The following is a 26,059-nucleotide window of genomic DNA, read 5'->3' on the forward strand; positions in this document are numbered from 1 at the left end:
CGACACGTCAACCGGCCATCCCCTGGTCGCCCATGGAAAACCGTTTACTACGCTTTGCCCTATGTGCACGGTGATCGTGAAGACGGGTCAGCCGCTGACGCTGATGGGCGTGCGAGACGAGTTCGCCGACCGGCCCTGGGAGGGGCCGGGAGAGCACTGGCCCGAACACCCCGGCGTGGTGGGCGGGCGCGACCTCAAGGCGGGCGGCACCTGGCTGGCCGTCGACCCCGCCCGGCGCCGCGCCGCCGCCCTCCTCAACGGGCACGGCCGGCCCGCGACCGAGGCCACCAAGATCTCCCGCGGCGACCTGCCGCTCCTCGCCGTCACGGCCAATGACCTGCCCGATGTCGACCTGACCTGCTACGACCCCTTTCACCTGCTGCTCGCCGACCTGACGCGGGTGCGGCTGTTCAGCTGGGACGGGGAACGGCTCAGCGCCTCCGCGGTCCCCGACGGCACCAGCATGGTCGTCAACACCGGTCTCAACCCGGAAGACGAACGGGTGGCCGCCTTCCGGCCGCGCTTCGAGAGCGCCGCCGACTGGCGCGAGCTCATCGCCGCCGCCCCCTCCTCCGACCCGGCGGCCCTGATCATCCGGCACGAGCTGCCCGACGGCCGCGTCTTCGCCTCGCTGTCGGTGACCCTGGTCACACTGGCGGCGGAGGGCGTGACATACGAGTTCACGGACCTGACCGCTGATTCTGGACGGATAGGCTCAAAGGCATGAGATCGTGGTCTGCCCCCGCCATTCCCGCGCTTCCCGGTGAGAGCGTCCCACTGCGGCTCTACGACACGGCGGCCGGGCAGGTCCGGCAGAGCGATCCGGGTCCGACCGCCCGCATGTACGTCTGCGGCATCACCCCCTACGACGCCACCCACCTGGGCCACGCCAACACCTACCTGGCCTTCGACATGGTCGGCAGGGTGTGGCGTGACGCGGACCACGAGGTCCACTACACCCAGAACGCCACCGACGTCGACGACCCGCTCCTGGAGCGGGCCGAGCAGACCGGGGTCAGCTGGCAGGACCTGGCCGAGCGGGAGATCGAGCTGTTCCGCACCGACATGGAGGCACTGCGCATCGTGCCGCCGCGCGAGTACGTCGGTGTGACCGAGGTCGTCGGCCGGGTGGCCGAGCTCATCGCCAAGCTGACGGCCAAAGGTGTCACGTACGACCTCGACGGCGACGTCTACTTCAGCGTGGCGGACGCGCCCAAGTTCGGGCAGGTGTCCGGCTACAGCGAGGAGCTCATGGTCGAGCTGTTCGGCGAGCGCGGCGGCGACCCCGACCGGCCCGGCAAGCGCCACCCGCTCGACTGGCTGCTGTGGCGGGCCGAGCGGCCCGGCGAGCCGTCATGGGAGACGACGCTCGGCCGCGGCCGGCCCGGCTGGCACATCGAGTGCACCGCGATCGCCCTCGACAACCTGGGCGCCGGCTACGACGTCGCGGGCGGCGGCAGCGACCTGATCTTCCCCCACCACGAGTGCGGCGCCTCCGAGGGGCACGCGGCCACCGGGGAGTGGCCGTTCGCCAAGTTCTACACGCACGCCGGGATGGTGGCGCTCGACGGCGAGAAGATGTCGAAGTCCAAGGGCAACCTGGTCTTCGTCTCCAAGCTGCGGGGCCGGCACGACCCGATGGCGATCCGGCTCGTGCTGCTCGCCCACCACTACCGCGAAGACTGGGAGTACGTCCCGGCCCAGCTCGCCGCGGCCGAGGCCCGCCTCGCCAAGTGGCGCTCGGCGGCCGGGCTCGCCACCGCGCCCGAGGCGGGCCGGTTGCTGGCCGAGGTGCGCGAACGGCTCGCCGACGACCTCGACACCCCGGGCGCGCTGGCCGCCGTCGACGCCTGGGTCGAGCGGGCCCTGTCCGAGGGCGGCTCGGACCCGGCGGCGGCGGCCCTGGTCCGCGACCTGACCGACGCCCTGCTGGGCGTCGCACTCTAGACGGACGACGCGGCGAGGCGGCCTACCTTGCCGTCGATCACCTGCGTGTAAACGGCCTCGGTCTGCTGCGCGACGCGGGCCCAGCCGTACCTCTCCTGGGCGCGCCGGGCTCCGGCCGCGCCCAGTGCCCGGCGCCGGTCCTCGTCGGCGAGCACGTCGCGCAGGGCCCTGGCCAGCGCGCGCGGGCGGCGGGGCGGCACCAGCACGCCGCAGCCCGCGACCGTGTCGAGGTGGCCGCCGACCGCGGAGGCGACGACCGGCACGCCGCAGGCCATCGCCTCGACCGCCACCATGCCGAACGGCTCGTACCAGGGCACGCAGACCACCACGTCCGCCGAGCGCATGAGCGCCGGGACCCGCTCGCGGGGGACGCTGCCGATCACGTGCACCCGGTCCCCGACACCGCACCCGGCCGCCAGTTCGCGCAGCCGCGCCGCCTGCTCGCCGTCCCGTTGCCCGCCGGCGATCACCAGGTCGGCCCCGGGGAGCCCGCGCATGGCCTGGATCACGGTGTCGACGCCCTTGCGCGGCACCTGACGGCCGATGCTGAGCACCATCGGGCGCATGGCGCCCACGGCCACGCGCGGCGCGACCGGGCCCCGGGGGCAGAACTCGGTCAGGTCGACGCCGCACGGCACGACCGCGACGCGCCGCTCGGGCACGCCCATCGACAGCAGCTCGCTCACCTCGTCGCCGCAGGTGGCCAGCACCCTGTCGGCGCGGGCGCCGATCTCGCGCTCCGTCGCGAGGCGGTGCGCCGGGCTGGTGTCCGCGGGGCCCTGCCAGCGCCGCTTGACCGTGCCCAGCGCGTGGAACGTCTGTACCACCGGTACGTCCTCCGTGGCCTGCAGGGCCGCCTGGCCGCTCATCCAGAAGTGCGCGTGCGCGACGTCGGGCCGGCGCACGGACCAGCGGTCGGCGAGACGGTCGGTGAACTCCGGCATGTACAGCGGGAGCTCGTCCTTCGGGATCGGAACCGCGGGCCCGGCCGTGACGTACTCGACCGTGACGCCGGGCGCCAGGGGCACCGAGTCCGGCTGGGCCGGATCGGAGCGGCGGGTGTGGACGACGACCGTGTGCCCGCGCTCTCCCAGCGCGACGGCCAGCGCGGCGACGTAGACGTTCTGGCCGCCGGAGTCGACGCTGCCGATCGTGGCCAGGGGGTCCGCGTGTTCAGAGATCAGATCGACATTCACTGGTCAGCTCCCTCACTGCCTTGACCACCACTGCCTTGACCACCTGCTCGCTTGTCACCTGCTCGCTTGTCACCTTTGACAGACCTGAGTCCCCTGGTGTCCCGGCCGGGGCCCGCTGGACACCGAGGGCACTCCGTAGGGGCCCACCGGGCGGACAGGACGAGCGGGGTGAACAGGCTCACGGCAGGCGTACCGACCGCGGCTGCCGGGTGCGCGGGGCCGGGTGTTTCCCGCCACGAGCACGCCGGCCCGCTCGATGAGGGCTGCCAGCTGTGAAAGCGTCGTTCTTCCGCCGAGGCCGACCGCGACATTGTGGGCGACATAGGCGGTGAGCTCGTGCTCCTTGCCTGTCACGACGACCCGGTGCCCGTCTTCGGCCAGCTCCCGGACCGCTTGCCGAGCCGTTCGGCAGGCCAGGTCCTGGCGGGTGCTGACGTCCCCGTGCGCACCACTACATATGCGCCTTCGCCGGCGCCTGTGCCGGTATCTATAGGGTTCCCGATAACGTGCCCGATATCCGGGAGGGGGCGCCGGACAGCGAGTTTTCCCTGATCATCGGGCGATAATTCGTACCCGGTCGCCCGCGTGGGCGCGAACATCCGTCCGCGCCGCGCCACCTACGGTCCAGAGCCTCGACCGGCGGGAGAAGGCTCATCTCGTTCCTCCCCTGGGCATAGAGAGGCTGGCTACCGAGAGAAGCGGCTCTCAAACCTGATTCAGCCCTCTGCACTGCGGCAACAGGCGGTCGGTTTTCGAAGTCGAGTGCACGGATACGCGAAGTGGTCCGCACGCCCGCGCGGGGCGGCGACGGTTCACGGCCCCACTCAGACCGACCGGAAGGACTGCGTCGGCTGAGGCCCGCCATCCACTCGGCGGTCAACCTCTGCGGCCCAGGACATGCGTGTACGCGACTTCGAAAACCGACACTCATCTCGTTCCTCCGCCTGGACGTAGAGGGCGGCTACCGAGAGAAGCGGCCCTCACACCTGATTCAGCCCCCTGCACTGCGGAAACAAGCCGAACGTCTGGTGGTTTGTCACGCTATGTAGTTGTTTGTGGAGAAGGTCCTCGGGTAGCTGAGGGGACAGCGCGACAGAGCTTTGTGACGGAGCTTTGCGACGGAGGTGAAGGGTGTTCGAACCACGACGTCCCGGAGCCGTGCTCTTCGACCGGGACGGGACCCTGATCAAGGACGTCCCCTACAACGGCGACCCGGCCAGGGTCGAGCCGATGCCGGGCGCGCTGGAGGCGCTGGCGCGGCTGCGCCGGGCCGACGTGCCGGTGGCGGTCGTCACCAACCAGTCCGGCGTGGCCAAAGGACTGCTCACGCCGGACGAGATGGATCAGGTGAACGCCAGGGTCGAGGAGCTCCTCGGCCCGTTCGACGCGTGGGCCATCTGCGTGCACGACGACTCCGACGGCTGCACCTGCCGCAAGCCCGCGCCGGGCCTGGTGATCAGGGCGGCGGCCGTCCTCGACGTCAGCCCGCGCGACTGCGTCGTGGTGGGTGACATCGGCAGGGTCATGGAGGCGGCCAGGGCGGCGGGGGCCAGGGGCATCCTGGTGCCGACCGGCGAGACCCGCACGGAGGAGATCCAGCAGGCCGCCGAGGTGGCCGAGGACCTGTCCGACGTGGCGGACCGGGTGCTGAGCGCCGTCGCCCAGGCCGGCCAGGCGGCTCGCGTGAGCACGAGCGCGGCGGTCTGGTCGCCGCTGGTGGGCTGGAGCCGTTGGTGAGGACCCGCACCGGAACGTGCGCGGCTCCTTCACATGTGACGTACGTGCTTGCGCGGTTCCTGGCCGGCTGGGATCGCTTTCTTGAGGATGTATGACCGGAAAAGTGGTGGGTAGGGCCATTTGGCATGATGCCAATAGATTGGTCGCACATGGCCGCCTGCCTGGTCGAAGACCCGGAATTGTTCTTCCCGATCTCGCCTGAGGGGCCGGGCCACGCGGAAGCCGAGCGCGCGAAAGTCATCTGCCGCGACTGCCCGGTACGTGAGCCCTGCCTCGACTACGCGCTCAGCACCGGACAGGCCTACGGCGTCTGGGGCGGCACCGACCCGTCGCAACGACGGGAGATCATCCTGGCATCACCTCGGCGAGAAAGCGTTGGCGCTCGCCGTCCTCGAGGTGGTCGCTGAACAGTACGCCGTCGAGGTGGTCGACCTCGTGCTGCAGCACTCTGGCCAGCACACCCAGCGCCCGCACGGTCACGCCCTTGCCGAAGGCGTCGCGGCCCCGAGCCGTCACCATGTACGAACGTTCCAGCGGCCACCACAGGCCCGGCGCCGACAGACACGCCTCGTCGGCCGTGACACGCCGCTCCGACAGCTCCAGCCGCGGATTGACCAGGCATCCCGACTTGTCGTCGTAGGAGTAGACGACCACGCGTAGCGGCACCCCGATCTGGGGCGCGGCCAGCCCGGCGCGGCCGGCTCCCGCGCGCATCGTCGCGGTCAGGGACTTCACCAGCCCCCGGAGCTCGCGGTCGAAGTCGTGAACCGGCGCCGCCACCGAGCGGAGCACCGGATCGCTGAACATGCGAATAGGGCGGACTGTCACCGCAACTCCCCGATAGGCCGCGTGGTCTGGGGTGGTGCTTCCCACGCGCCTTCGGGATCAACCTCCAGGGTTCTGGGTTGTAGCACCGCGGTAACGGTTCTGGGGTCCAGCTGAGCGGCGACGGTTCTGGGTTGCGGCAGAGCGGCAACCGTTCTGGGTTGCGGCAGAGCGGCAACCGTTCTGGGTTGTAGCACAGCGGTAACAAAGGAGACCCAGCGGCGAAACCGCCCGAAAGCACTATCTAATCTGTGATCTCACTTCCGGCTCATGGACCTGTGATGTTTGGCCGGGCGCTCGGGGCCCGGCCAAGCCCACCACCACGGGGGGTGTTCGCGTGAACGCGCTTCCCCTCGACGACCCGGCGCGTGAGCTGGAGACGGCGCCGGACGCGCTGTCCGGCTTCACCGTCGGCGTGACCGCCACCCGGCGGCGCGAAGAGTTCGGCGCGCTGCTCGAACGGCGCGGCGCACGGGTGGTGAGCGCGCCCGCCATCAGGCTGGTGCCGCTCTCCGAGGACTCCGACCTGCTGGCCGCCACCCGGCTCAGCCTGGCCGGCCCGGTGGACGACGTGGTGATCACCACCGGCGTCGGCTTCCGCGGCTGGATGGCGGCGGCCGAGGGCTGGGGCCTTTCGGCCGACCTGGCCGACCACCTGACCAGGGCCCGCCTGCTCACCCGCGGCCCCAAAGCCAGGGGAGCGGTGCGCGCCGCCGGGCTGAACGACCACTGGACCCCCGCCACCGAGTCCTGCGAGGAGGTCAAGCAGTACCTCCTGGCCCAGGATCTGCGTGGCCGCCGCATCGCGGTGCAGCAGCACGGCGAGCCGCTGACGGAGTTCGTCGAGGCGCTGCGGGAGGCCGGGGCCGAGGTGATCGAGATCCCGGTCTACCGGTGGCTGCCGTACCGCGATCCCTCGCCGCTGCGCCGCCTCATCACCCAGACGCTCTCCGGCGCCGTGGACGCGGTGGCGTTCACCAGCGCGCCCGCCGTACACGCCATGCTGGGCGCCGCCCGCGCCGAAGGGCTGGAGGATCAGTTGCTGGCGGCGTTCGGCGACCGCGTCGTGGCGGCCTGCGTCGGGCCGGTCACCGCCGGGCCGCTGGTCACACGTGGCGTACCGACCCTGCAGCCTGAAAGGTCCCGCCTCGGCGCCCTGGCCAGGGCACTGGCCAGGCACCTGCCCGAACACGGCGTCACCCGGCTGGTGGCGGGCGGGCACCGGCTGGAGATCCGCGGGCACGCGGTGGTCGTCGACGGCGAGCTCAGGCCGCTGCCGCCCGCGCCGATGGCCGTGCTCAAGCGCCTGGCCGACAAGCCCGGCAATGTGGTCTCCCGCACCGACCTGCGTATCGTGCTGCCGGGCAGCCTGTCACGCGACTCGGCGGAGCACGCGGTCGAGATGGCGATCACGCGGCTGCGGCGCGCCCTGGGGCCCGCCGGGATCGTCGAGACAGTGGTCAAACGGGGCTACCGGCTCGCCTGCAGCCACGAGACGGCGCCCCTGTGACGTCGTCGCCGCGGGCCACTCCCGCTTCTGGCACGCCGATTCCGGGCGTGTCCACATCGGGCGGTTCGGGCGCGTTGGTGCCGGCTGCGTCTGTGCGGGCTGGTTCGTTGGTGACGGTTGAGGTTGTGAGGGCTGGTTCAGGCGCTTCGGTGCCGGTTGAATGCGGGAAGGTTGGTTCGAGCGCTTTGGTGCCGGTCGTGTCCGGGCGGGCCGGTTCGGCCGCGCCCACGTTGGTTCTTGCCGCGCACGGGACACGGAGTGCGGCGGGGGAGCGGTCTCTGGCCGACCTGGCGGTGGCGGTCAGGCGGGCGCGGCCCCGGCAGCGCGTCGAGCTGAGTTACCTGGAGATCAGCTCGCCCTTGCTGGCAGACGTGCTGCCCGCCGTCCCCGGGCCCGTGGTCGTGGTCCCGCTGCTGCTCGCCGGCGGCTACCACGTGCACATCGACCTGCCGAACGTCGTCGCCGAGCACCGCCCTGACGCGCTCGTCGCGCCGCCGCTCGGCCCGCACCGGCTGCTCACCACCGCCCTCGCCCGCAAGCTGGCCCGCGCGGGACTGGGTCCCGCCGACACGGTCATCCTGGGCGCGGCGGGCTCCTCCGACCCGGCCGGACTCGCCGACGTCCGTGCCGCCGCCCATCTGCTGGCGGTACGGCTGGGCCGCCCGGTCACGGCCGCGTTCACCTCGGCGGGCAGCCCGTCGCTCGGCGAGGCCGTGGAACGTCTCAGGTCGGGTCCGTTGCCAGGCGAGGCTGTGGAACGTCTCAGGTCGGGTCCGTTGCCAGGCGAGGCTGTGGAACGCCTCAGATCGGGCCCGGCGTCGCGCCTGGCGGTCGCCTCGTACCTGCTGGCGCCCGGCTTTTTCCACGGCCGCCTGGCGGAGGCGGGCGCGGACCTGGTCAGCGAACCCCTGGGAGCCGATCCGGCCGTGGTGGAGCTGATCTGGCACCGCTTCGACCAGGCGACCACCCGGACCGCCGTACAGGCCGGTGTACGGACCGCTTAGCGCGTCGGTCATGTAACTCTGCTGGTGTCTGTGCGCCGCTCTAGCCGAATGGGTCGTGCCGTTCTGCACGTGGATGGTGAACGGCTGGACATCGATGCCGGCGGCGGGCGGATCGACTTCGGGTTCATGCGCTACACCGTGCGGCTGACCGGCCTGGACCCGCAGGCGCTGTACGAGCTGGAGGCGGACGGCTCCCGCTGGTACGGCGCCACGCTCATGGCCAGTGGCATCCGGCCCGCCGCGTGGGAGCCGATCGGCGCTGACCATCGCAGCGAGATGGTGGTGCTCAGGAAGGTCAAGATCGGTGGCGCGTGGCCTCCTCGACAGGGCCCGCAGCCGTCCAGGGTGCTCCTCGCCCTGGTCGGCGCGTCGCTACGTGTCGCGATCTTCGGGAGGTTAGCCTGCTGGCGAAGGGGGATCAAGCATGACTGAAGACTTCGCCCAGCTACCACAGGCCGCATCCGTGCGGCTGATCGACTTCGAGGAGGCGCGGGTCGTCCCGGGCATCGTGCCCATGACATTCATCCTGATCGTCAGCGGCACCAAGCCGTATCTCACCATGAAGGTCTCGCTCTCCCCGCTGGTCTACATCCGGCAGCCGGAATACTGGGGGATCGAGGTCGTCGGCTCGATGATCGGCATCGGGCTCCCGGCCACGGCTCATTACACGGTGTCGCTGCCGCTCGACGGCGTTCTCGGCACCAGGGGGATCGAGGTCATCGGGGCCACCAACCGCAAGACGTTCAACGTTCCGTAGGCGGGAGTCGCGCGTGACGCGGGCCGGGGAGCCGTCAGGTGGGCACGGGTTCCAGGCGGAGTTCGCGGACGATCTCCTGGGCGCCGGCGTCCCGGGACGGTCCCGCGTCGGCGCCCACGAACATCTCGATGTAGGCGTGATGGAAGCACCCCGCCAGCAGCAGCCGGGCGGTGCCCTCCGGGTCGATGCCGGCGGCCACCCGTCCCAGACGCTGCTCGCCCTCCAGGTAGGCGGCCAGCGGGAGGATCTCCGCCATCGGCCCGAGCCCGTGATCGCGTACGGCCTGCCGGAAGCGGACGGTGACGGACGGTGAGGTGAACGCGGGCAGCGCCACGGCCTGCACATCCGTGTAGTAGTCGATGCCCGCCCGCACGATGGGCAGCAGGTTGTCGGTGACGCTGCCCCTGCCGACGCGGTGGGACAGTCCGTGCAGGATGCTGAGCCAGAGCGGGAGCCGGTCCTGCAGCAGGGCGAGGAAATGGTCCACGGAGCCGCCGGGGCGGTCATCCCTGAGAGAGAGCGCCATCTCCAGGATGCGTCGCCGGGTGTCCTGACTCCTCTGGTGCGGGTCTACGTGGGAAGTCGCCATGGTTGGCCTAACGTGCGCAGTCACATGGATAGGTTCACGTGCGTAGGTTCAACGCGGCATCGCGGCCGGGGTCCTCGTGACGAGCCGGTCCTGGGGTTCCAACTTGGTGCAAAGTTGTATGGCTACCGATTATTACCTGAAACTTCCAGAAAGTTCGGTAAACAAAGGCTGCGAGTCAGCTGTCAGTGTCGCGGTCCCGGCGCCGCAGGTAGCGCTCGAACTCGGCGGCGATCGCGTCGCCGCTGGCCTCGGGCAGCTCGGCGGCGTCCTTGCGCTCCTCGAGCTCCTTGACGTATTCGGCCACCTCGCTGTCCTGGGAGGCGAGCTCGTCCACGCCGTTCTCCCAGGCGCGGGCCTCCTCGTCGAGATCGCCGAGCGGCATCGGGATCTCCAGCAGGTCTTCGAGGCGGCGCAGCAGCGCCAGCGTGGCCTTGGGGTTGGGCGGCTGGGCCACGTAGTGCGGCACCGACGCCCACAGCGAGACGGCGTCGAGACCGGCGTCGCCGAACGACTGCTGGAGCACGCCCACGATGCCCGTGGGGCCCTCATAGCGGCTCAGCTCCAGGTTGGTCGAGCGGGCCAGGTTTTCGTCCGTGGCGCCGCCCAGGATCGGCACGGGGCGGGTGTGCGGTGAGTCGTTGAGCAGCGCGCCGAGCATCACGGCCAGCTCGACGCCGAGCTCGCGGCAGACCTCGATGATGTCGGCGCAGAACGACCGCCACCGCATGTTGGGCTCGATGCCGCGCAGCAGCACCACGTCACGCTCGACGCCCGGCGGCCGGGCACGCAGCAGCCGCGTCGTCGGCCAGATGATGGAGCGGGTCAGGCCGTCGCCCATCTCCACGACGGGCCGGGTGACCTGGAAGTCGTAGTAGTCGTCGGGATCCAGCTCGACCAGCGGCTCCGCCTTCCAGGCGGACTCGAGGTGGGCGATCACACCACTGGATGCCTCGCCGGCGTCGTTCCACCCTTCGAACGCGGCTATGAGCACCGGGTCGACGAGCTCGGGGAGCCTTTCGAACTCGATCACGTGTCGCCTCCTCTCTCCGCTGTCCAGCTAAGCCTATGCGGTGAGGAGGCGGTCATGTCACGGAGTAACGATGATCAGTCATCGTCGCGGAGCGACCAGTCAGACGGCGCCACGCGGCGACGGCCCGGGCGCCCTCAGGTCAGGCGCTCTCACCCGGTACGGGGCGAGGGCCGGGCGCGGAGACGGCCGGACGCTCTCACCCGGTATGGGGAGCGGAGACGGCCGGACCCTCTCACTCAGTACGGGGTCAGGCGCGGCCGCCGGAGGTGGTGTGGACGATCAGCACGTCGCAGGAGGCGCGGTGGGCCACGTGCGACGGCACCGAGCCGAGCAGCCGCCCCGCCAGGCTGTTGAGCCCGCGGTTGCCGACGACCAGCAGATCCGCCTGGTGCGCGGCGGCCAGTGTGATGAGTACGTCGACCGCGTCGCCCTCCTCCGCCGCCAGGACGACCTCGGTCGCGCCCGCGGCGACGGCGTGCTCACGGGCGGCTCTCAGGGCGTCGTCGGCGGGGGTGGAGCCGCTCACCTTGTAGGCCAGGTCGCCGAGCCGGTCCGCGGCGGCGGCCCGCTCGCCGGCCCGCATGGGCAGGTACGCGCACGCCAGGACGAGGGTGGCGCCGGTCGCCCCGGCCAGGGACGCCGCCGCGGAGACGGCGCGGAAGGAAGAGGCGGAGCCGTCGGTGCCGGCCAGCACGGTGCGGTAGGCCATCGGGAACCCCTATTAGACATCTGGTCGAATTGTCTTCTTGGCAGAATAGCCGTCCGCTCAAGCCTTTCTGCACAGCCGATAAGCTCTAGCCCATGAGCAGCTCCCCGTCCTTCCGTGAAGTGTTGTCCCAGCGAGTGATCGTCGCCGACGGGGCGATGGGGACGATGTTGCAGGCCCAGGACCCCACCCTCGACGACTTCGAGGGTCATGAGGGCTGCAATGAGGTGCTGAACGTCACCCGTCCCGACATCGTGAGCGGCGTCCACGACGCCTACTTCGCCGTAGGCGTCGACTGCGTGGAGACCAACACTTTCGGCGCCAACCTGGCGGCCCTGGGCGAGTACGACATCCCTGAGCGGGTCTTCGAATACTCCGAGGCGGGCGCCAGGATCGCGCGCGAGCGGGCCGACCACTGGTCGACGCCCGAGCAGCCGCGCTTCGTGCTCGGCTCGATGGGCCCCGGCACCAAGCTGCCGACCCTGGGGCACCTGCCCTACCACAAGCTGCGCGAGTCCTACCGTGACAACGCGGCGGGCCTGATCGCGGGCGGCGCCGACGCGTTGATCATCGAGACCTGCCAGGACCTGCTCCAGGTCAAGGCCGCCGTGATCGGCGCCAAGCGGGCCGCCGAGGAGTCCGGGCGCGACGTGCCGATCATCGCCCAGGTGACGATCGAGACCAACGGCGCCATGCTGCTGGGCTCCGAGATCGGCGCCGCGCTGACCGCGATCGAGCCGCTCGGCGTCGACCTGATCGGCCTCAACTGCGCCACCGGCCCGGCCGAGATGAGCGAGCACCTGCGCTACCTGGCCAGGCACTCCCGGCTGAAGCTCTCCTGCATGCCCAACGCCGGCCTGCCGGTGCTGACCTCCGACGGCGCCTACTATCCGCTCGGCGCCGACGAGCTCGCCGACGCGCACGAGACCTTCACCCGCGACTACGGCCTGTCGCTGGTCGGCGGCTGCTGCGGCACCACCCCCGAGCACCTGCGCAAGGTCGTCGACCGCGTACGCGGCAGGCAGCCGGCCGCGCGCCGCCCGCACCCCGAGCCGGGCGCGTCCTCGCTCTACCAGACCGTGCCGTTCCGCCAGGACACCTCCTACCTGGCCATCGGCGAGCGGTGCAACACCAACGGCTCCAAGGCCTTCCGCGAGGCCATGCTCGAAGGCCGCTGGGACGACTGCGTGGAGATGGCCCGCGAGCAGGCCCGCGGCGGCGCCCACCTGCTCGACCTGTGCGTCGACTATGTGGGCCGCGACGGCGTGGCCGACATGAAGGAGCTGGCGTTCCGGCTGGCCACCGCCTCCACACTGCCGATCATGCTCGACTCGACCGAGTCGGAGGTGCTGCGGGCCGGGCTGGAGATGCTCGGCGGGCGCGCGGTGGTCAACTCGGTCAACTACGAGGACGGCCGCGGCCCCGACTCACGCTTCCACAAGACGATGACGGCCGTACGCGAGCACGGCGCCGCCGTCGTGGTCATGTGCATCGACGAGAACGGCCAGGCCCGCACGGCCGCCGAGAAGGTACGCATCGCGAGCGAGACCATCGACGACCTGGTCGCCAACTGGGGCATGCAGGTGTCCGACATCATCGTCGACTGCCTCACCTTCACCATCGCCACCGGCATGGAGGAGAGCCGCCGCGACGGCCTGGAGACCATCGAGGGCATCCGCGAGCTCAAGCGCCGCTACCCCGACGTGCAGACCACGCTGGGCCTGTCCAACATCTCCTTCGGCATCAACCCGGCCTCGCGCATGGTGCTCAACTCGGTGTTCCTCAACGAGTGCGTCAACGCCGGGCTCGACTCGGCCATCGTCCACGCCTCCAAGATCCTGCCGATGTCGCGCATCCCCGACGACCAGCGCCAGGTCGCGCTCGACATGGTCTACGACCGCCGCCGCGAGGGTTACGACCCGCTGCAGCGCTTCATCGACATGTTCGAGGGCGTCGACGCGACGGCGCTGCGTGAGGGCAAGGCCGAGGAGCTGGCCGCGCTGCCGCTGTGGGAGCGGCTCAAGCGGCGCATCATCGACGGCGAGAAGAAGGGGCTGGAGGCCGATCTCGACGCCGCCCTGGAGCAGCGGCCCGCCCTGGAGATCATCAACAACGTGCTGCTCGACGGCATGAAGACGGTCGGCGAGCTGTTCGGCTCCGGGCAGATGCAGCTGCCGTTCGTGCTGCAGTCGGCCGAGGTGATGAAGACCGCCGTCGCCTACCTCGAACCGCACATGGACCGCGTCGAGGGTGAGACCAAGGGCCGCATCGTGCTGGCCACGGTCAAGGGCGACGTGCACGACATCGGCAAGAACCTGGTCGACATCATCCTGTCCAACAACGGCTACCAGGTGGTCAACCTCGGCATCAAGCAGCCGGTCTCCGCGATCCTGGAGGCGGCCGACGAGCAGAAGGCCGACGTCATCGGCATGTCCGGCCTTCTGGTGAAGTCGACGGTCATCATGAAGGAGAACCTGGAGGAGATGAACTCCAGGGGCATCTCCGACCGCTACCCGGTGCTGCTCGGCGGCGCCGCCCTCACCCGAGCCTACGTCGAGCAGGACCTGGCCGAGCTGTTCGCCGGCGAGGTCCGCTACGCCCGCGACGCCTTCGAGGGGCTGCGGCTCATGGACTCCTTCATGGCCGTCAAGCGCGGCGTCGCCGGGGCCACGCTGCCGCCGCTGCGCGAGCGCCGGGTCAAGACCGGCGCCGTCCTGACCCGCACACCGGAGGAGGAGCTGCCCGCGCGCTCCGACGTGGCCGCCGACAACCGGGTGCCGGTGGCGCCCTTCCAGGGCGACCGCATCGTCAAGGGCATCTCGCTGAGCGACTACTCCGCCTTCCTCGACGAGCGGGCGCTCTTCCTCGGGCAGTGGGGCCTCAAGCCCACGCGCGGCGGCGACGGCCCCGGCTACGACGAACTCGTCGAGACCGAGGGACGGCCGCGGCTGCGCATGTGGCTCGACCGCATCCAGACCGAGGGGCTGCTGGAGGCGGCCGTCGTCTACGGCTACTTCCCGTGCGTCAGCGAGGGCGACTCGCTGATCATCCTCGACGAGGCCGGAAACGAGCGCACCCGCTTCGCCTTCCCGCGCCAGCGCCGTGACCGGCACCTGTGCCTGTCCGACTTCTTCCGCTCGCGCGAGTCGGGCGAGGTGGACATGGTCGGCTTCCAGGTCGCCACGATGGGCGGCAAGATCTCCGAGGCGACGGCCGAGCTGTTCGCCAAGGACGCCTACCGTGACTACCTGGAGCTGCACGGGCTGTCGGTGCAGCTCACCGAGGCGCTGGCCGAATACTGGCACGCCCGGGTCCGCGCCGAGTGGGGGATCGGCGGCGAGGAGTCGCTGGACGACATGCTCAAGGTCAACATCCAGGGCTGCCGCTACTCCTTCGGCTACCCGGCCTGCCCCAACCTCGAGGACCAGGTGCAGCTGTTCCAGCTCCTGGACCCGGAGCGGATCGGGGTCACGCTGTCGGAGGAGTTCCAGCTCCACCCGGAGCAGGCCACCTCCGCCCTGGTCGCCCACCACCCGGAGGCGAAATACTTCAACGTCTGAGTGCTTCAACGTCTGCGTGCTTGACCGTCTGACCCGGCCCGAGCCGTCGGGCGGAGCGCCTGCGAGCGCCGCTCAGCCGGGCGGCCTCGCGTCTTTGCGAGGGCGTTCCTCAGGGGTCGCCCGGCGATGTGGGACGTGCGCTCGCCTGCTCGGCCGTTACGGGATGTGCGCTCGGCTGCTCGCCTGGCGCTACGAGACGTTCACACGGGTGCTCGCCTGCGCTCGGGTGCTCGCCTGGCCGCTGCGGGACGCTCGTCCGGTCCTTGCCCGGCGGTGTGGGGCGCCCGTCCGGCCTCGCTCCAGGTCGCGCCGTGGGGCGCCCGTCCGGCCTCGCTCCCGGCCGCGCCGTGGGTGAGGCCCCGGCGCTCGCGATCTACTCGTCGGCGGTGAGAATGGCGGGACGGGGTGCCGTCGCGGCGCCGTACACGAACTGATCGGGGGATGCATGGAAGCCGTCTTCTTCGACATGGACGGGTTGCTGGTCGACAGCGAGAAGGTGTGGCTGGAGATCGAGACCGAGGTGATGGCGCGGCTCGGCGGCGAGTGGACGCTCGATCACCAGGCGCACCTCGTCGGCGGCTCCATGGAACGCACCGTCGCCTACATGCTCGCGGTCTCCGGCTCGTCCGTCTCCCCGGAGGACCTGCGCGAGTGGATGATCGACGGCATGGTGGCCCGTCTGGCGGACGGCGTGGCGCTCATGCCCGGCGCCTCCGAACTGCTCGACGCCGTACGCGAGGAAGGCATCCCGGTCGCCCTGGTGACCTCGTCGCTCAGGGAGATCGCCGACGCGGTGCTCAAGGGCGTCGGCCGTGACCGCTTCGACGCCATCGTGACGGCCGACGACGTGACTCGCACCAAGCCCGACCCCGAGCCCTACCTGACGGCGGCCGAGTTGCTGGGCGTCGACCCGGTGCGCTGCGTCGTCCTGGAGGACTCGCCCAACGGCGTGGCCGCCGCCACAGCCGCGGGTTGCGCGGTCGTAGGGGTCCCCAGCCTCCTGCCCATCGACCCGGCTCCCGGTCGCCTCGTGGTCCCGTCCCTGACGGACGTCACGATCCCCACCCTCCGCGCGTTGATCCCCTGACCCAGCTGATTCCTCTGTACGGGCCGATCCTCTGTACGGGCCGATTCCCTGCACGGGCCGATCCCCCTGAACAGGGCGGCGGTCCGAGCGGGCCGGTTCCCTGACCGCGCCTCCGGCTGACGATCCGTCGAAACCGAGGAGCGCGCGTAACGGCGGCCGGCCACCACCCGGTCAGCGGCCGTATTCCTGGAGGCCCTCCGCCCCGTGCGGCGGGTGGCGGGTTCCCCATGCTTGCCGTACAAAAAAGTAAAGCTTTCACCCCGGCAAAAGGGCGACCCCCAACCGCACGCAAGCCGATCCCCTAAGGGAGGGCCGGTACTTCGGGAGGAGGGACAGTGGGAGTGAGCGTGCCAGGATGGGAAGCACACCCACATAACAGAGGGGCGGCGGAATGACTTTCGAGCAGATTTACTGGTTGCCGCTGTGCGCCGGAGTGACCATCGCGGGACTGGTGCTCAGTTTCCTGGCCTTCCGGCGCAGAGGCGCGGCGGCCGGCATGAGGATGGCCGCGTGGGCGCTGCTCCCGCTGGCCGCCTACCTGACCAACGCGTTGCAGTCGTTGTGGACCATAGGCGCCACCATCGTGAGTTTCGTGACGAGCCTGATCTTCAACCCCCTTGTCTGGGCGGGCGTCGCCGTGACCGGGCTGTCCGTGGTGTTGTTCGTGGCCTCCGGGTTCATGCGCGGCCGGAAGCTGAAGCAGGCACGCGACGGCAAGCCGGGCAAGGCCGCGGAGGCCCCTGCCGCGCCGCAGCAACGCGCTGTCGGCCAACGGGCGGGGCAGCCGGCCGGACAGATGCCGGGGCAGGCGGCGGGACCGGTGGGCCAGCCTGCAGGAAAACCCGCCGCGGCGGCGGCGAAGAAGAACAACGACGATGACTTCTCCGACATCGAGGATATTCTCAAGCGCAGGGGCATCAGTTGATCCGGGGTGTGTCACAGTTCCGAGACGCAACCGGGACGAGGTGTAGACAATCTTCCCAAGATCGATACGAATGAGTTTCGCGTCAATCACAGTTGAGCCACATCCGGCCCTGAGGGGCTGGTCACACCAGCTCAGGCCATAGATTCTGCCTCCTGAGGACGCGACTAGCGACTTCACCAGCGCGGCGCATAACCTGATCGGGACCGCCGCCCATTCGGACGACGTCGTCTGGCATCCAGGGGGCTATTGGCATGACCGCACCGCTCGATGTTCCGGGCTCGGCTATCGAAGCCGGACCGGAAACCGTTCTGGAGGGCGCGGACTCCTCAGTCATCCGAGGGCGTTCCCTTGGCCAGATCGCATGGATGCGGCTGAAGCGCGACAAGATCGCGATGATCGGCGGGATCGTCATCGTCGTGCTGATCCTCGTCGCCATCTTCGCGCCGCTGCTGGTGTCGTGGCTGGGCCACCCGCCGGCGGAATGGCACCGGGAGAAGATCGACCCGGCCATCCAGGCGCCGATCGGCACGTTCGGCGGCATGAGCTGGGACTTCCTGTTCGGGGTCGAGCCCACCACGGGTCGCGACCTGTTCAGCCGGATCCTCTACGGCGCGCGCGTCTCGCTGCTCATCGCGTTCTTCGCGACGCTGCTCTGTGTCCTGCTCGGCACCGTGTTCGGCATGATCGCCGGTTTCTTCGGCGGCTGGATCGACACCGTCATCAGCCGGCTCATGGACATCTTCCTCGCCTTCCCGCTGCTGGTGTTCGCGCTGGCGCTCGGCGGGGTGATCCCCGACAAGGCGTTCGGGATGTCGGGTGACACGCTGCGGATCAGCCTGCTCGTGTTCATCATCGGCTTTTTCAACTGGCCCTATATCGGGCGTATTATTCGAGGTCAGACGCTGTCTCTGCGTGAACGGGAATTCGTCGACGCCTCCAGGAGCCTGGGCGCGCGCAACCACATCATCCTGTTCAAGGAGATCCTGCCGAACCTGCTGGCCCCGATCCTGGTCTACTCGACGCTGCTGATCCCGTCGAACATCCTGTTCGAGGCCGCGCTGTCCTTCCTCGGCGTGGGCGTACGGCCGCCGACCCCGACGTGGGGAGGCATGCTCGCCGAGGCGGTCCACAACTACGACGTGGCGCCCAACTTCATGCTCTTCCCCGGCCTCGCGATCTTCGTCACCGTGCTGGCGTTCAACCTGCTCGGCGACGGCCTGAGGGACGCCTTCGATCCCAAGGCTCGATGACCTCGTGAGTTATCCCGCAAATTTTGGACTCCTAGTTACAAGGGGTGTGTCAGGTCGATGAAGATAAAATCCATGGCGTCGGCGGTCGCGATCACCGCTGCTCTCGCCCTGGCCGTCTCCGCGTGTGGTGGCGGCGGCTCTGCCAAGAAGACCGGCGGTTCCACCGCCGAGGCACCCGCCAGCCAGTACAACGCTGGTGTGACGCAGGTCGTCAACCCGTCCGACAAAACGGGTGGCACGCTGCGCATGGGCATGCCGGGAGACTTCGACTCCGTTGACCCCGGCGACCAGTACTACGGCTACTCGTGGAACTTCTCCCGGCTCTACACGCGCGCGCTGACCATGTTCAAGCCGGTGCCGGGCGAGGAGGGCCTCAAGCTCGTCGGTGACCTGGCCGAGGACCTCGGCAAGCCCAGCGACGGCGGCAAGACCTGGACGTACAAGCTGCGCAAGGGCGTCAAGTTCGAGGACGGCACCCCGGTGACGTCCAAGGACGTGAAGTACGCCGTGGCCCGCTCGCTGGACAAGGAGATCCTGCCCAGCGGCCCGACCTACTTCAACGACTGGCTCGACAACGGCGACTACACCGGCCCGTACAAGATGAAGGACAAGCTCGACTCCTGGAAGGGCATCGACACGCCCGATGACCAGACGGTCGTCTTCCATCTGAAGAAGGCCTACGGCGGCTTCGACTACTTCGCCATGCTCCCGTCGACGGCCCCGGTGCCGGCGGCCAAGGACACCGGCACCAAGTACAAGGAGCACCCGGTCTCGACCGGCCCGTACATGTTCAAGGCCCACGAGCTCGGCAAGCGCATCGAGCTGGTCAAGAACACGAACTGGGACGCGGCGACCGACCCCAACCGCAAGCAGCTCAACGACTCGGTCGAGGTGCTGCTCGGCCAGAACGAGGACGACCTCGACCAGCGCCTGCTCTCGGGCAAGATCGACGTCAAGATCAACAGCACCGGCGTGGGCGCCAACGCCCGCAAGACCCTGCTGACGGACGACAAGGTCAAGCAGTACGCCGACTCCGCGCCGCTCGACCGCACCTGGTTCACCAACCTCAACGCGGACGTGCCGCCGCTGGACAACATCCACTGCCGCAAGGCCGTGCTGTACGCGGCCGACCGCTCCGCGATCCAGGGCGCCTACGGTGGTCCCGACGCCGGTGGCGAGGTCGCACTCAGCCTCATGCCGTCGAAGATGACCGGTTACGAGAAGAACGACCTCTACGGCGTCGAGGCCAACCCCGGCGGCGACGTGGCCAAGGCGAAGGAAGAGCTGAAGGCCTGTGGCAAGCCCGACGGCTTCGCCACCACCATCTCCTTCCGCGTCGAGCGCGCGGCGGAGAAGCAGACCGCCGAGGCGCTGCAGCAGTCGCTCGGCCGCGTGGGCATCAAGCTGGAGGTCAAGGGCTTCCCGCAGGGTGACTACTTCAAGCTGTACGCCGGCAAGCCCGACTTCGCCAAGAAGAACGGCCTGGGCCTCATGGTCTACGGCTGGGGCGCCGACTACCCCGAGGGTTTCGGCTTCTTCCAGCAGATCGTCGACAGCCGCGTCATCCGTGCCGCGGGCAACACCAACCTCGGCGTGAAGGACCCGGAGATCGACAAGCTGGTCGACCAGGCGGCGGCGGAGCAGGATGCCACCAAGCGCAACGCGATCTGGGCCTCGGTCGACAAGAAGGTCATGGACGACGCGTTCATCCTGCCCTACGTCTGGGCGCACGGCCTGTTCTACCGGCCGCCGACGCTGAAGAACGCCTTCGTCAGCCAGAACTTCGGGATGTACGAGTACCTGACGCTCAGCACCAAGTAACCCGGTCCGGGAAAACCTCCGGAACGTTCGTCGAAAGCAGGTGAAGGCTTCGGCGGCCGGGCCCACAAGGCCCGGCCGCCATAGCCGAGATCAGTGGCCACATACATCATCAGACGGTTGATAGCGGCCGTCATGCTGCTCTTCGTGGTGAGCATCGCGACGTTCGCCATCTTCTTTCTCGTCCCGCGGCTCGCCGGGATGTCCGCTGACGACCTCGCTTCCCGCTACGTGGGCAAGGCCGCCAACGACCAGATGATCCACGAGGCCGCCTTGAGGCTGGGCTTCAACGACCCGCTGGTCGTGCAGTACGGGCGGTTCGTGAAGGGCATCTTCGTCGGCGTCGACCGCAACTACGGTCCCGGCGTCGAGCACTGCCCCGCCCCGTGCCTCGGCTACTCCTACGTCACCCAGAACCCGGTGCTGCCCGACCTGCTCGACCGGCTGCCGATCACCCTGTCACTGGCGCTCGGCGCCGCCGTGGTGTGGGTGGTGTTCGGCGTCTCGACGGGTGTGGTGTCGGCGCTGCGGCGCGGCAGCTTCTTCGACCGCCTCTCGATGGGTGTGGCCCTGGCGGGCGTGTCGCTGCCCATCTTCTTCACCGGCATCGTGTCGCTGGCCATCTTCCGCGACCAGCTCGGCCTGGTCGGCGACGTCGCCGACTGGGTGCCGTTCTCGGAAGACCCGCTCACCTGGGCGAACAACCTCATCCTGCCGTGGGTGACGCTGGCCTTCCTGTACGCCGCCGGTTACGCCCGGCTCACCAGAGCGGGCATGCTGGAGACCATGTCGGAGGACTACATCCGCACGGCGCGGGCCAAGGGCCTGCCCGAACGCATGGTGGTGGTCAAACACGGCCTGCGTGCCACGCTCACGCCCGTGATGACCATGTTCGGCCTCGACCTGGGCCTGCTGCTCGGCGGCGCGGTGCTGACCGAGAGCACCTTCTCGCTGCCCGGCATCGGCAAGTACGCCGTCGACGCCATCAACAACAACGACCTCCCCCAGGTGATGGGCGTCACGCTGACCGCGGCGATCTTCATCATCCTGGCCAACCTGATCGTCGACCTGCTCTACGCGGTGGTTGACCCGAGAGTGAGGCTGACGTGAGCGAGAGCCCCTTTCTCGACGTCAAAGACCTGAAGATCCACTTCTCGACCGACGACGGCGTGGTCAAGTCCGTCGACGGGCTGTCCTTCAGCCTCGAACGCGGCAAGACCCTGGGCATCGTCGGCGAGTCCGGATCGGGCAAGTCGGTCACCAGCCTGGGCATCCTCGGCCTGCACCGCGGCAAGACCGCCAACGTCTCAGGCGAGATCTGGCTCGACGGCGAAGACCTCATCACCGCCTCGCAGGAGCACGTACGCCGGCTGCGCGGCCGCAAGATGGCGATGATCTTCCAGGACCCGCTGTCGTCGATGCACCCCTTCTACACGGTGGGCGACCAGATCATCGAGGCCTATCGCCTCCACCACAAGGTCTCCAAGAGCGTGGCCCGCAAGCACGCCATCGACATGCTGGGCCGGGTCGGCATCCCCGAGCCCAAGCGCCGGGTCGACTCCTACCCGCACGAGTTCTCCGGCGGCATGCGCCAGCGCGCCATGATCGCTATGGCGCTGTCGTGCGACCCCGAGCTGCTCATCGCCGACGAGCCGACCACCGCGCTCGACGTGACCGTGCAGGCGCAGATTCTCGACCTGATGCGTGACCTGCAGCGTGAGTTCAACTCCGCGCTGATCATCATCACCCATGACCTGGGCGTGGTGGCCGAGCTGTCCAACGACATCCTGGTCATGTACGCGGGCAAGTGCATCGAGTACGGCTCGGCCGAGGACATCTTCTACCGGCCCGAGCACCCCTACACCTGGGGACTGCTGGGCTCGATGCCCCGGCTCGACCGGGAGCCCACCGAACGGCTCCTGCCCGTCAAGGGCACCCCGCCGTCGCTGATCAACGTGCCGTCGGGCTGCGCCTTCCACCCCCGCTGCCCCTACTCCGACCAGACCGACGGTCAGTCCAAGGCGGAGATCCCCGCCTTGATCAACACCGACCCCGGCCACCTGGTGCGCTGCCACCTGAGCAGGACGCAGCGGCGGACGCTGTGGGAGAACGAAGTCAAGCCAGTGCTGGAGACGCAGTGACCACCTCGAACGAGCCGCTTCTTTCCGTCCAGGACCTGGAGAAGCACTTCCCGGTGACCAAGGGCCTGCTCAAGCGGCAGGTCGGGGCCGTCAAGGCGGTCGACGGGATCAGCTTCGACGTGTTCAAGGGTGAGACGCTCGGCCTGGTGGGGGAGTCGGGCTGCGGCAAGTCCACCACCGGCCGGCTGGTGACCAGGCTGATAGAGCCGACCGGGGGCAAGGTCGTCTTCGAGGGCCGCGACATCACCCACATGAGTCAGGGCAAGCTCCGGCCGCTCCGCCGCGACATGCAGATGATCTTCCAGGACCCCTTCTCCTCGCTCAACCCCCGCCACACGGTCGGCACCATCGTCGGCGCCCCGTTCCGCATCCAGGGCGTACAGACCGAGCACGGGGTCAAGAAGGCCGTCCAGGACATCCTCCAGCTGGTCGGGCTCAACCCGGAGCACTACAACCGCTATCCCCACGAGTTCTCGGGCGGCCAGCGCCAGCGCATCGGCATCGCCCGCACACTCGCGCTGAAGCCCAAGCTGATCATCGCCGACGAGCCGGTCTCGGCGCTGGACGTCTCGATCCAGGCCCAGGTGGTCAACCTCCTGGAGGACCTGCAGAACGAGCTGGACCTCACCTACGTGGTCATCGCCCACGACCTGTCGGTGGTCCGCCACATCAGCGACCGGGTCGCGGTGATGTACCTCGGCAAGATCGTGGAGATCGCCGACCGCAAGCGCCTCTACAGCAGCCCCATGCACCCCTACACCAACGCGCTGCTGTCGGCGGTCCCGATCCCGGATCCCAAGGCCCGCGCCGACAGCGACCGCATCAGGCTGACGGGCGACGTCCCGAGCCCGCTCAACCCGCCGCCGGCCTGCCGCTTCCACACCCGGTGCTGGAAGGCCCAGGAGATCTGCAAGACGGTGGAGCCGCCACTGGAGGAGCTGGCCAGCGGCCACCGGGTGGCCTGCCACTTCCCGGAGAACGCCCCGGCCCAGGCGCCGGAGACGGCCGCCACGACCTCCTGACGCCGGTCGGCGGATGGGGCTCCCACCGCCCGCCGACCGTTTAGATTGTCCTCGCCGCCACGGTGAAGATCAGGAAGCCGCACCCGGTGTCGCGAGGCCGGTCTCATAGGCGAGCACGACCGCCTGCACGCGGTCGCGCAGGCCCAGCTTGGTGAGCACATTGCCGACGTGCGTCTTGACCGTCGTCTCGCTGACCACCAGCTTGCGGGCGATCTCCGCGTTGGACATCCCCTTGGCGATCAGCCGCAGCACCTCCAGCTCCCGCTCGGTCAGCCGGTCGAGCCGCGCCGGGGTCGCCTGCTCGTACGCCGACGGCAGCCGCTTGGAGAAGCGGTCCAGCAGCCGGCGGGTCACACTCGGCGCCACGATCGCGTCGCCCGCCGCCACCACCCGGATCGCCTGCACCAGCTCGTCCGGCGGCACGTCCTTCAGCAGGAACCCGGAGGCGCCCGCCCGCAGCGCCTCCACGATGTACTCGTCCAGGTCGAACGTCGTCAGCACCAGCACCTTCGGCACGTGCGCCGCCGGCGCCGCCTCCCGTACGATCCTGCGCGTCGCCTCGATGCCGTCGACCCCGGGCATCCGGATGTCCATCAGCACGACGTCGGGCAGCAACGCCCGCGTCTGCTCCTGCGCGTCCTTGCCGTCACCGGCCTGCCCCACCACCGTGATGTCGGGCTCGGCCTCGAGTATCAGCCGGAAACCGGTGCGCAGCAGCGGCTGGTCGTCCACCAGCAGCACCCTGATCGTCATGGTGAGTCCTTCAACGGGAACCTCGCGCGCACCTCGAAACCGCCCCCCGGTCGCGGACCGATGCTGAGGATTCCACCATAGAGGGCAACTCGCTCGCGAATGCCCACCAAACCATGCCCTGGCGGCCCGGAGAGGCTCGCCGGCCCCCGCCCGTCGTCCTCCACCCGCACGTCCAGCTCACGCGGACCATGGCGTACGGTCACCACCGCCTTGGCGCCCGCGCCCGCGTGCCGCAGGCTGTTGGTCAGACCCTCCTGGATCAGCCGGTAGGCGGCCAGATCCACCCCGGCGGGGATCGGCCGGGCATCGCCCTCGACCGACAGCCGCGTGGCCAGCCCCGCCTCCCGCATCTGCTCCACCAGCGCCGGCAGGTCGTCCATCCCCGGCTGCGGCCCCAGCTCGGCCCGGGCGTCGGTACGCAGCACGCCCACGATGTTGCGCATCTCGCTCATCGCCATCCGGCCCGTGTGCTCGATGGCCGACAACGCCTCACGCGCCATGTCGGGATCGGCGGCCAGCACCCGGCGCGCGGCCGCCGCCTGCACCGTCATCACGCTCACATGATGGGCCACGACGTCGTGCAGCTCGCGGGCTATCCTCGACCGCTCCTCGGCCCGCGCGGCCCGCGTGTCGGCCGCGTAGGCGCGCTCCAGCCGGGCCGCGCGGTCCTTCAGCTCCTCCAGGTACGCGCGGCGCAGCCGCAGGCTCCGCCCGGCCCCCCAGACCGCGACAAGCACGATGAACGCCACCAGGTGCTCACTCCAGCCGGCGCCGGTGACCGGGCTCAGCGCCCCGGCGAACGCGTAGGCCAGGAACGACAGCAGCAGCGCGCACAGCGCCACGGCCAGCCCCCGGAGGGAGGCCACCGAGTAGAGCAGCACCAGCACCGGCGCCGCCGCCGCGCCGGAACCGTAACCCAGCCCGGTCAGCAGCGTCTCGGGCAGCAGCCCCGCGCACAACGTCGCCAGCGGCCAGCGCCTGCGCACGGCGACCGGCGCGCACGCCAGCAGCACCAGCACGGCGCCGAACGGGTCGGCGCCCCGCGTCTCGCCGACCGTCTGCCCACCGCCCGGCTCCAGCAACGCCGAATCGGCGGACAGGAAGAGCCAGACCGAGCCCGCGGCCAGCGCCACGGCGAACAGGGTGTCGTGGAGCCTGGCCCGATCGATGCGCACCGCTTCACTGTAGGTCCAGGTGAAAGCCCGGAACCTCCTCCCTTGGGAGGAGAGCCGGACTCCTACGGGCTGTCCATGGCCGTCCGGCGGTCGCTCCGGAGCGGGTGGCCTACAGCTCGTCCGTGGCCGCCCGCCGGTTGCTCCGTACGGTGTCGCCCGGCTGCCGGTCCGGCACCGGCGGCGGAGTGCCGCCGAACTCCGGGCAGATCGCCTGGTGGTCGCACCAGTCGCACAGACGGCTGCGCCGCGCCCGCCACTCGCCCGTCTCCAGCGACCGCTCGATCGCCGTCCACAGCGCCCGCACCTTGCGCTCGGTGGCCAGCAGATCGGCCTCGTCCGGCGCGTAACGCAGCACCTCGCCGCCGCCGCCCAGATAGACCAGTTGCAGCAGCCTGGGCACCTGGCCGCGCAGCCGCCACAGCACCAGCGCGTAGAACTTCATCTGGAACAGCGCCTTGGCCTCGAAGTCGGGGCCCGGCGCGCTGCCGGTCTTGTAGTCGACGACCCGCACCTCGCCGGTCGGCGCCACGTCGAGCCGGTCGACGTAGCCGCGCAGCATGAGGCCGCCGTCGAGGACCGCCTCCACATAGAGCTCCCGCTCGGCGGGCTCCAGCCGCGTCGGGTCCTCCAGCGTGAAATAGCGCTCCAGCATCGCCCGCGCCTGCGCCAGCCACGTCGCCTGCTCCTCGTCGTCGGCGAACATCTCGGCGTAGTGCGGATCGTCGGCCAGCAACCGCTCCCACTGCGGCTCCAGCAGCTCCAGCGCCGCCTCCACCGAACGACGCGGCGCGGGCAGGTCGTACAGGCGCTCCAGGACCGCGTGGATCACCGTGCCGCGCACGGCGGCCGCCGAGGGCTTCTCCGGCAACTGGTCGATCACGCGGAAGCGATAGAGCAACGGACAGGTCATGAAGTCGCCCGCCCGGGAGGGGGAGAGGGCTCCGATGATCACCGGTTCGGTCAACGTCATGCACCGCACTCTAGGTCAAGAGCCCGACAGAATAGGGCCCGCGAAGCCGGGAGCACC

24 protein-coding genes are annotated in these 26,059 nt (G+C 69.8%); 16 read left to right on the forward strand and 8 right to left on the reverse strand.

Translation table 11 applies throughout. From position 1 onward, the window contains the following. The first annotated feature begins 61 nt into the window (after positions 1 to 61). Together ACQP2T_RS24940 and mshC are read left to right on the forward strand one after the other, a co-directional pair. Positions 62 to 727: an NRDE family protein gene (locus tag ACQP2T_RS24940; RefSeq protein WP_433518455.1), complete on the forward strand. Its 666-nt coding sequence runs from the start codon at positions 62 to 64 to the stop codon at positions 725 to 727. Further along, positions 724 to 1,947: a cysteine--1-D-myo-inosityl 2-amino-2-deoxy-alpha-D-glucopyranoside ligase gene (gene mshC / locus ACQP2T_RS24945; protein ID WP_433518456.1), complete on the forward strand. Its 1,224-nt coding sequence runs from the start codon at positions 724 to 726 to the stop codon at positions 1,945 to 1,947. Before ACQP2T_RS24940 ends, mshC begins: the two co-directional genes overlap by 4 nt. On the opposite strand, the gene ACQP2T_RS24950 is transcribed toward mshC, so the two are convergent. Then, positions 1,944 to 3,143, reverse strand: a complete 1,200-nt coding sequence (locus tag ACQP2T_RS24950) for a glycosyltransferase (RefSeq protein ID WP_433518457.1) — start codon at positions 3,141 to 3,143, stop codon at positions 1,944 to 1,946. The two genes, mshC and ACQP2T_RS24950, sit on opposite strands and share 4 nt — an antisense overlap. 1,131 nt (positions 3,144 to 4,274) lie before the next feature. Between ACQP2T_RS24950 and ACQP2T_RS24955 the strand changes: the two genes are divergently transcribed. Continuing rightward, positions 4,275 to 4,880, forward strand: a complete 606-nt coding sequence (locus tag ACQP2T_RS24955) for a D-glycero-alpha-D-manno-heptose-1,7-bisphosphate 7-phosphatase (RefSeq protein WP_433518458.1) — start codon at positions 4,275 to 4,277, stop codon at positions 4,878 to 4,880. A 149-nt stretch (positions 4,881 to 5,029) separates the two neighbouring features. Further along, a complete protein-coding gene (locus tag ACQP2T_RS24960) occupies positions 5,030 to 5,287 on the forward strand; it encodes a WhiB family transcriptional regulator (protein ID WP_433518459.1) in 258 nt (85 codons plus the stop codon). On the opposite strand, the gene def is transcribed toward ACQP2T_RS24960, so the two are convergent. Then, on the reverse strand, positions 5,226 to 5,708 hold the full coding sequence (gene def / locus ACQP2T_RS24965) for a peptide deformylase (protein WP_433518460.1): 483 nt from the start codon (positions 5,706 to 5,708) through the stop codon (positions 5,226 to 5,228). The two genes, ACQP2T_RS24960 and def, sit on opposite strands and share 62 nt — an antisense overlap. Before the next feature lie 334 nt (positions 5,709 to 6,042). On the opposite strand from def, the gene ACQP2T_RS24970 reads away from it, so the two are divergent. The 4 genes from ACQP2T_RS24970 (at position 6,043) to ACQP2T_RS24985 (ending at position 8,976) form a co-directional block, all read left to right on the forward strand. Next, positions 6,043 to 7,215 (forward strand): uroporphyrinogen-III synthase, encoded by a 1,173-nt coding sequence (locus ACQP2T_RS24970; protein ID WP_433518461.1) that lies wholly within the window; start codon positions 6,043 to 6,045, stop codon positions 7,213 to 7,215. Positions 7,216 to 7,412: 197 nt separating this feature from the next. Beyond that, on the forward strand, positions 7,413 to 8,219 hold the full coding sequence (locus tag ACQP2T_RS24975; protein WP_433518462.1) for a sirohydrochlorin chelatase: 807 nt from the start codon (positions 7,413 to 7,415) through the stop codon (positions 8,217 to 8,219). 69 nt (positions 8,220 to 8,288) lie between these two features. Next, positions 8,289 to 8,651, forward strand: coding sequence for a GH36 C-terminal domain-containing protein (locus ACQP2T_RS24980; RefSeq protein ID WP_433518463.1), 363 nt, complete (start codon positions 8,289 to 8,291; stop codon positions 8,649 to 8,651). Beyond that, positions 8,644 to 8,976: a hypothetical protein gene (locus tag ACQP2T_RS24985; protein WP_433518464.1), complete on the forward strand. Its 333-nt coding sequence runs from the start codon at positions 8,644 to 8,646 to the stop codon at positions 8,974 to 8,976. The genes ACQP2T_RS24980 and ACQP2T_RS24985 overlap by 8 nt, the downstream gene beginning before the upstream one ends. 34 nt (positions 8,977 to 9,010) lie before the next feature. Here ACQP2T_RS24985 and ACQP2T_RS24990 read toward each other — a convergent pair whose 3' ends face one another. The 3 genes from ACQP2T_RS24990 to ACQP2T_RS25000 form a co-directional block, all read right to left on the reverse strand. Next, positions 9,011 to 9,502 carry a hypothetical protein gene (locus ACQP2T_RS24990; protein WP_433518465.1) on the reverse strand — a complete coding sequence of 164 codons (492 nt, stop codon included), beginning with the start codon at positions 9,500 to 9,502 and terminating at the stop codon, positions 9,011 to 9,013. Positions 9,503 to 9,740: 238 nt separating this feature from the next. Further along, positions 9,741 to 10,595 (reverse strand): PAC2 family protein, encoded by an 855-nt coding sequence (locus ACQP2T_RS24995; protein WP_357951663.1) that lies wholly within the window; start codon positions 10,593 to 10,595, stop codon positions 9,741 to 9,743. 247 nt (positions 10,596 to 10,842) lie between these two features. Next, positions 10,843 to 11,304: a universal stress protein gene (locus tag ACQP2T_RS25000; protein ID WP_433518466.1), complete on the reverse strand. Its 462-nt coding sequence runs from the start codon at positions 11,302 to 11,304 to the stop codon at positions 10,843 to 10,845. Positions 11,305 to 11,396: 92 nt separating this feature from the next. Here ACQP2T_RS25000 and metH point away from each other — a divergent pair, with 92 nt between their 5' ends. From metH to ACQP2T_RS25040, 8 genes are all read left to right on the forward strand, one after another. Continuing rightward, the gene (gene metH, locus ACQP2T_RS25005) at positions 11,397 to 14,861 is read left to right on the forward strand and encodes a methionine synthase (protein WP_433518467.1); all 3,465 of its coding nucleotides are present in this window, start codon (positions 11,397 to 11,399) and stop codon (positions 14,859 to 14,861) included. Positions 14,862 to 15,306: 445 nt separating this feature from the next. Further along, positions 15,307 to 15,948, forward strand: a complete 642-nt coding sequence (locus tag ACQP2T_RS25010; RefSeq protein ID WP_433518468.1) for an HAD family hydrolase — start codon at positions 15,307 to 15,309, stop codon at positions 15,946 to 15,948. A 391-nt stretch (positions 15,949 to 16,339) separates the two neighbouring features. Continuing rightward, positions 16,340 to 16,873 (forward strand): cellulose synthase, encoded by a 534-nt coding sequence (locus tag ACQP2T_RS25015; protein ID WP_433518469.1) that lies wholly within the window; start codon positions 16,340 to 16,342, stop codon positions 16,871 to 16,873. A gap of 251 nt (positions 16,874 to 17,124) precedes the next feature. Next, positions 17,125 to 18,123 carry an ABC transporter permease gene (locus ACQP2T_RS25020; RefSeq protein ID WP_433518470.1) on the forward strand — a complete coding sequence of 333 codons (999 nt, stop codon included), beginning with the start codon at positions 17,125 to 17,127 and terminating at the stop codon, positions 18,121 to 18,123. A 72-nt stretch (positions 18,124 to 18,195) separates the two neighbouring features. Further along, positions 18,196 to 19,944 (forward strand): ABC transporter substrate-binding protein, encoded by a 1,749-nt coding sequence (locus tag ACQP2T_RS25025; RefSeq protein WP_433518471.1) that lies wholly within the window; start codon positions 18,196 to 18,198, stop codon positions 19,942 to 19,944. 93 nt (positions 19,945 to 20,037) lie between these two features. Further along, complete coding sequence (locus ACQP2T_RS25030; protein ID WP_433518472.1) at positions 20,038 to 21,051, forward strand: ABC transporter permease; 1,014 nt, start codon at positions 20,038 to 20,040, stop codon at positions 21,049 to 21,051. Next, positions 21,048 to 22,082, forward strand: a complete 1,035-nt coding sequence (locus ACQP2T_RS25035) for an ABC transporter ATP-binding protein (RefSeq protein ID WP_433518473.1) — start codon at positions 21,048 to 21,050, stop codon at positions 22,080 to 22,082. Before ACQP2T_RS25030 ends, ACQP2T_RS25035 begins: the two co-directional genes overlap by 4 nt. Continuing rightward, positions 22,079 to 23,104: an ABC transporter ATP-binding protein gene (locus ACQP2T_RS25040; protein WP_433518474.1), complete on the forward strand. Its 1,026-nt coding sequence runs from the start codon at positions 22,079 to 22,081 to the stop codon at positions 23,102 to 23,104. Before ACQP2T_RS25035 ends, ACQP2T_RS25040 begins: the two co-directional genes overlap by 4 nt. Before the next feature lie 69 nt (positions 23,105 to 23,173). On the opposite strand, the gene ACQP2T_RS25045 is transcribed toward ACQP2T_RS25040, so the two are convergent. From ACQP2T_RS25045 to ACQP2T_RS25055, 3 genes are all read right to left on the reverse strand, one after another. Beyond that, positions 23,174 to 23,857, reverse strand: coding sequence for a response regulator (locus tag ACQP2T_RS25045; RefSeq protein WP_433518475.1), 684 nt, complete (start codon positions 23,855 to 23,857; stop codon positions 23,174 to 23,176). Next, a complete protein-coding gene (locus ACQP2T_RS25050) occupies positions 23,854 to 25,032 on the reverse strand; it encodes a sensor histidine kinase (protein WP_433518476.1) in 1,179 nt (392 codons plus the stop codon). The genes ACQP2T_RS25045 and ACQP2T_RS25050 overlap by 4 nt, the downstream gene beginning before the upstream one ends. Positions 25,033 to 25,141: 109 nt before the next feature. Further along, positions 25,142 to 26,002, reverse strand: coding sequence for a RecB family exonuclease (locus ACQP2T_RS25055; protein ID WP_433518477.1), 861 nt, complete (start codon positions 26,000 to 26,002; stop codon positions 25,142 to 25,144). Between the last annotated feature and the right edge of the window lie 57 nt (positions 26,003 to 26,059).

Source organism: Nonomuraea sp. CA-143628, assembly GCF_050942315.1.
Taxonomy (GTDB): Bacteria; Actinomycetota; Actinomycetes; order Streptosporangiales; family Streptosporangiaceae; genus Nonomuraea.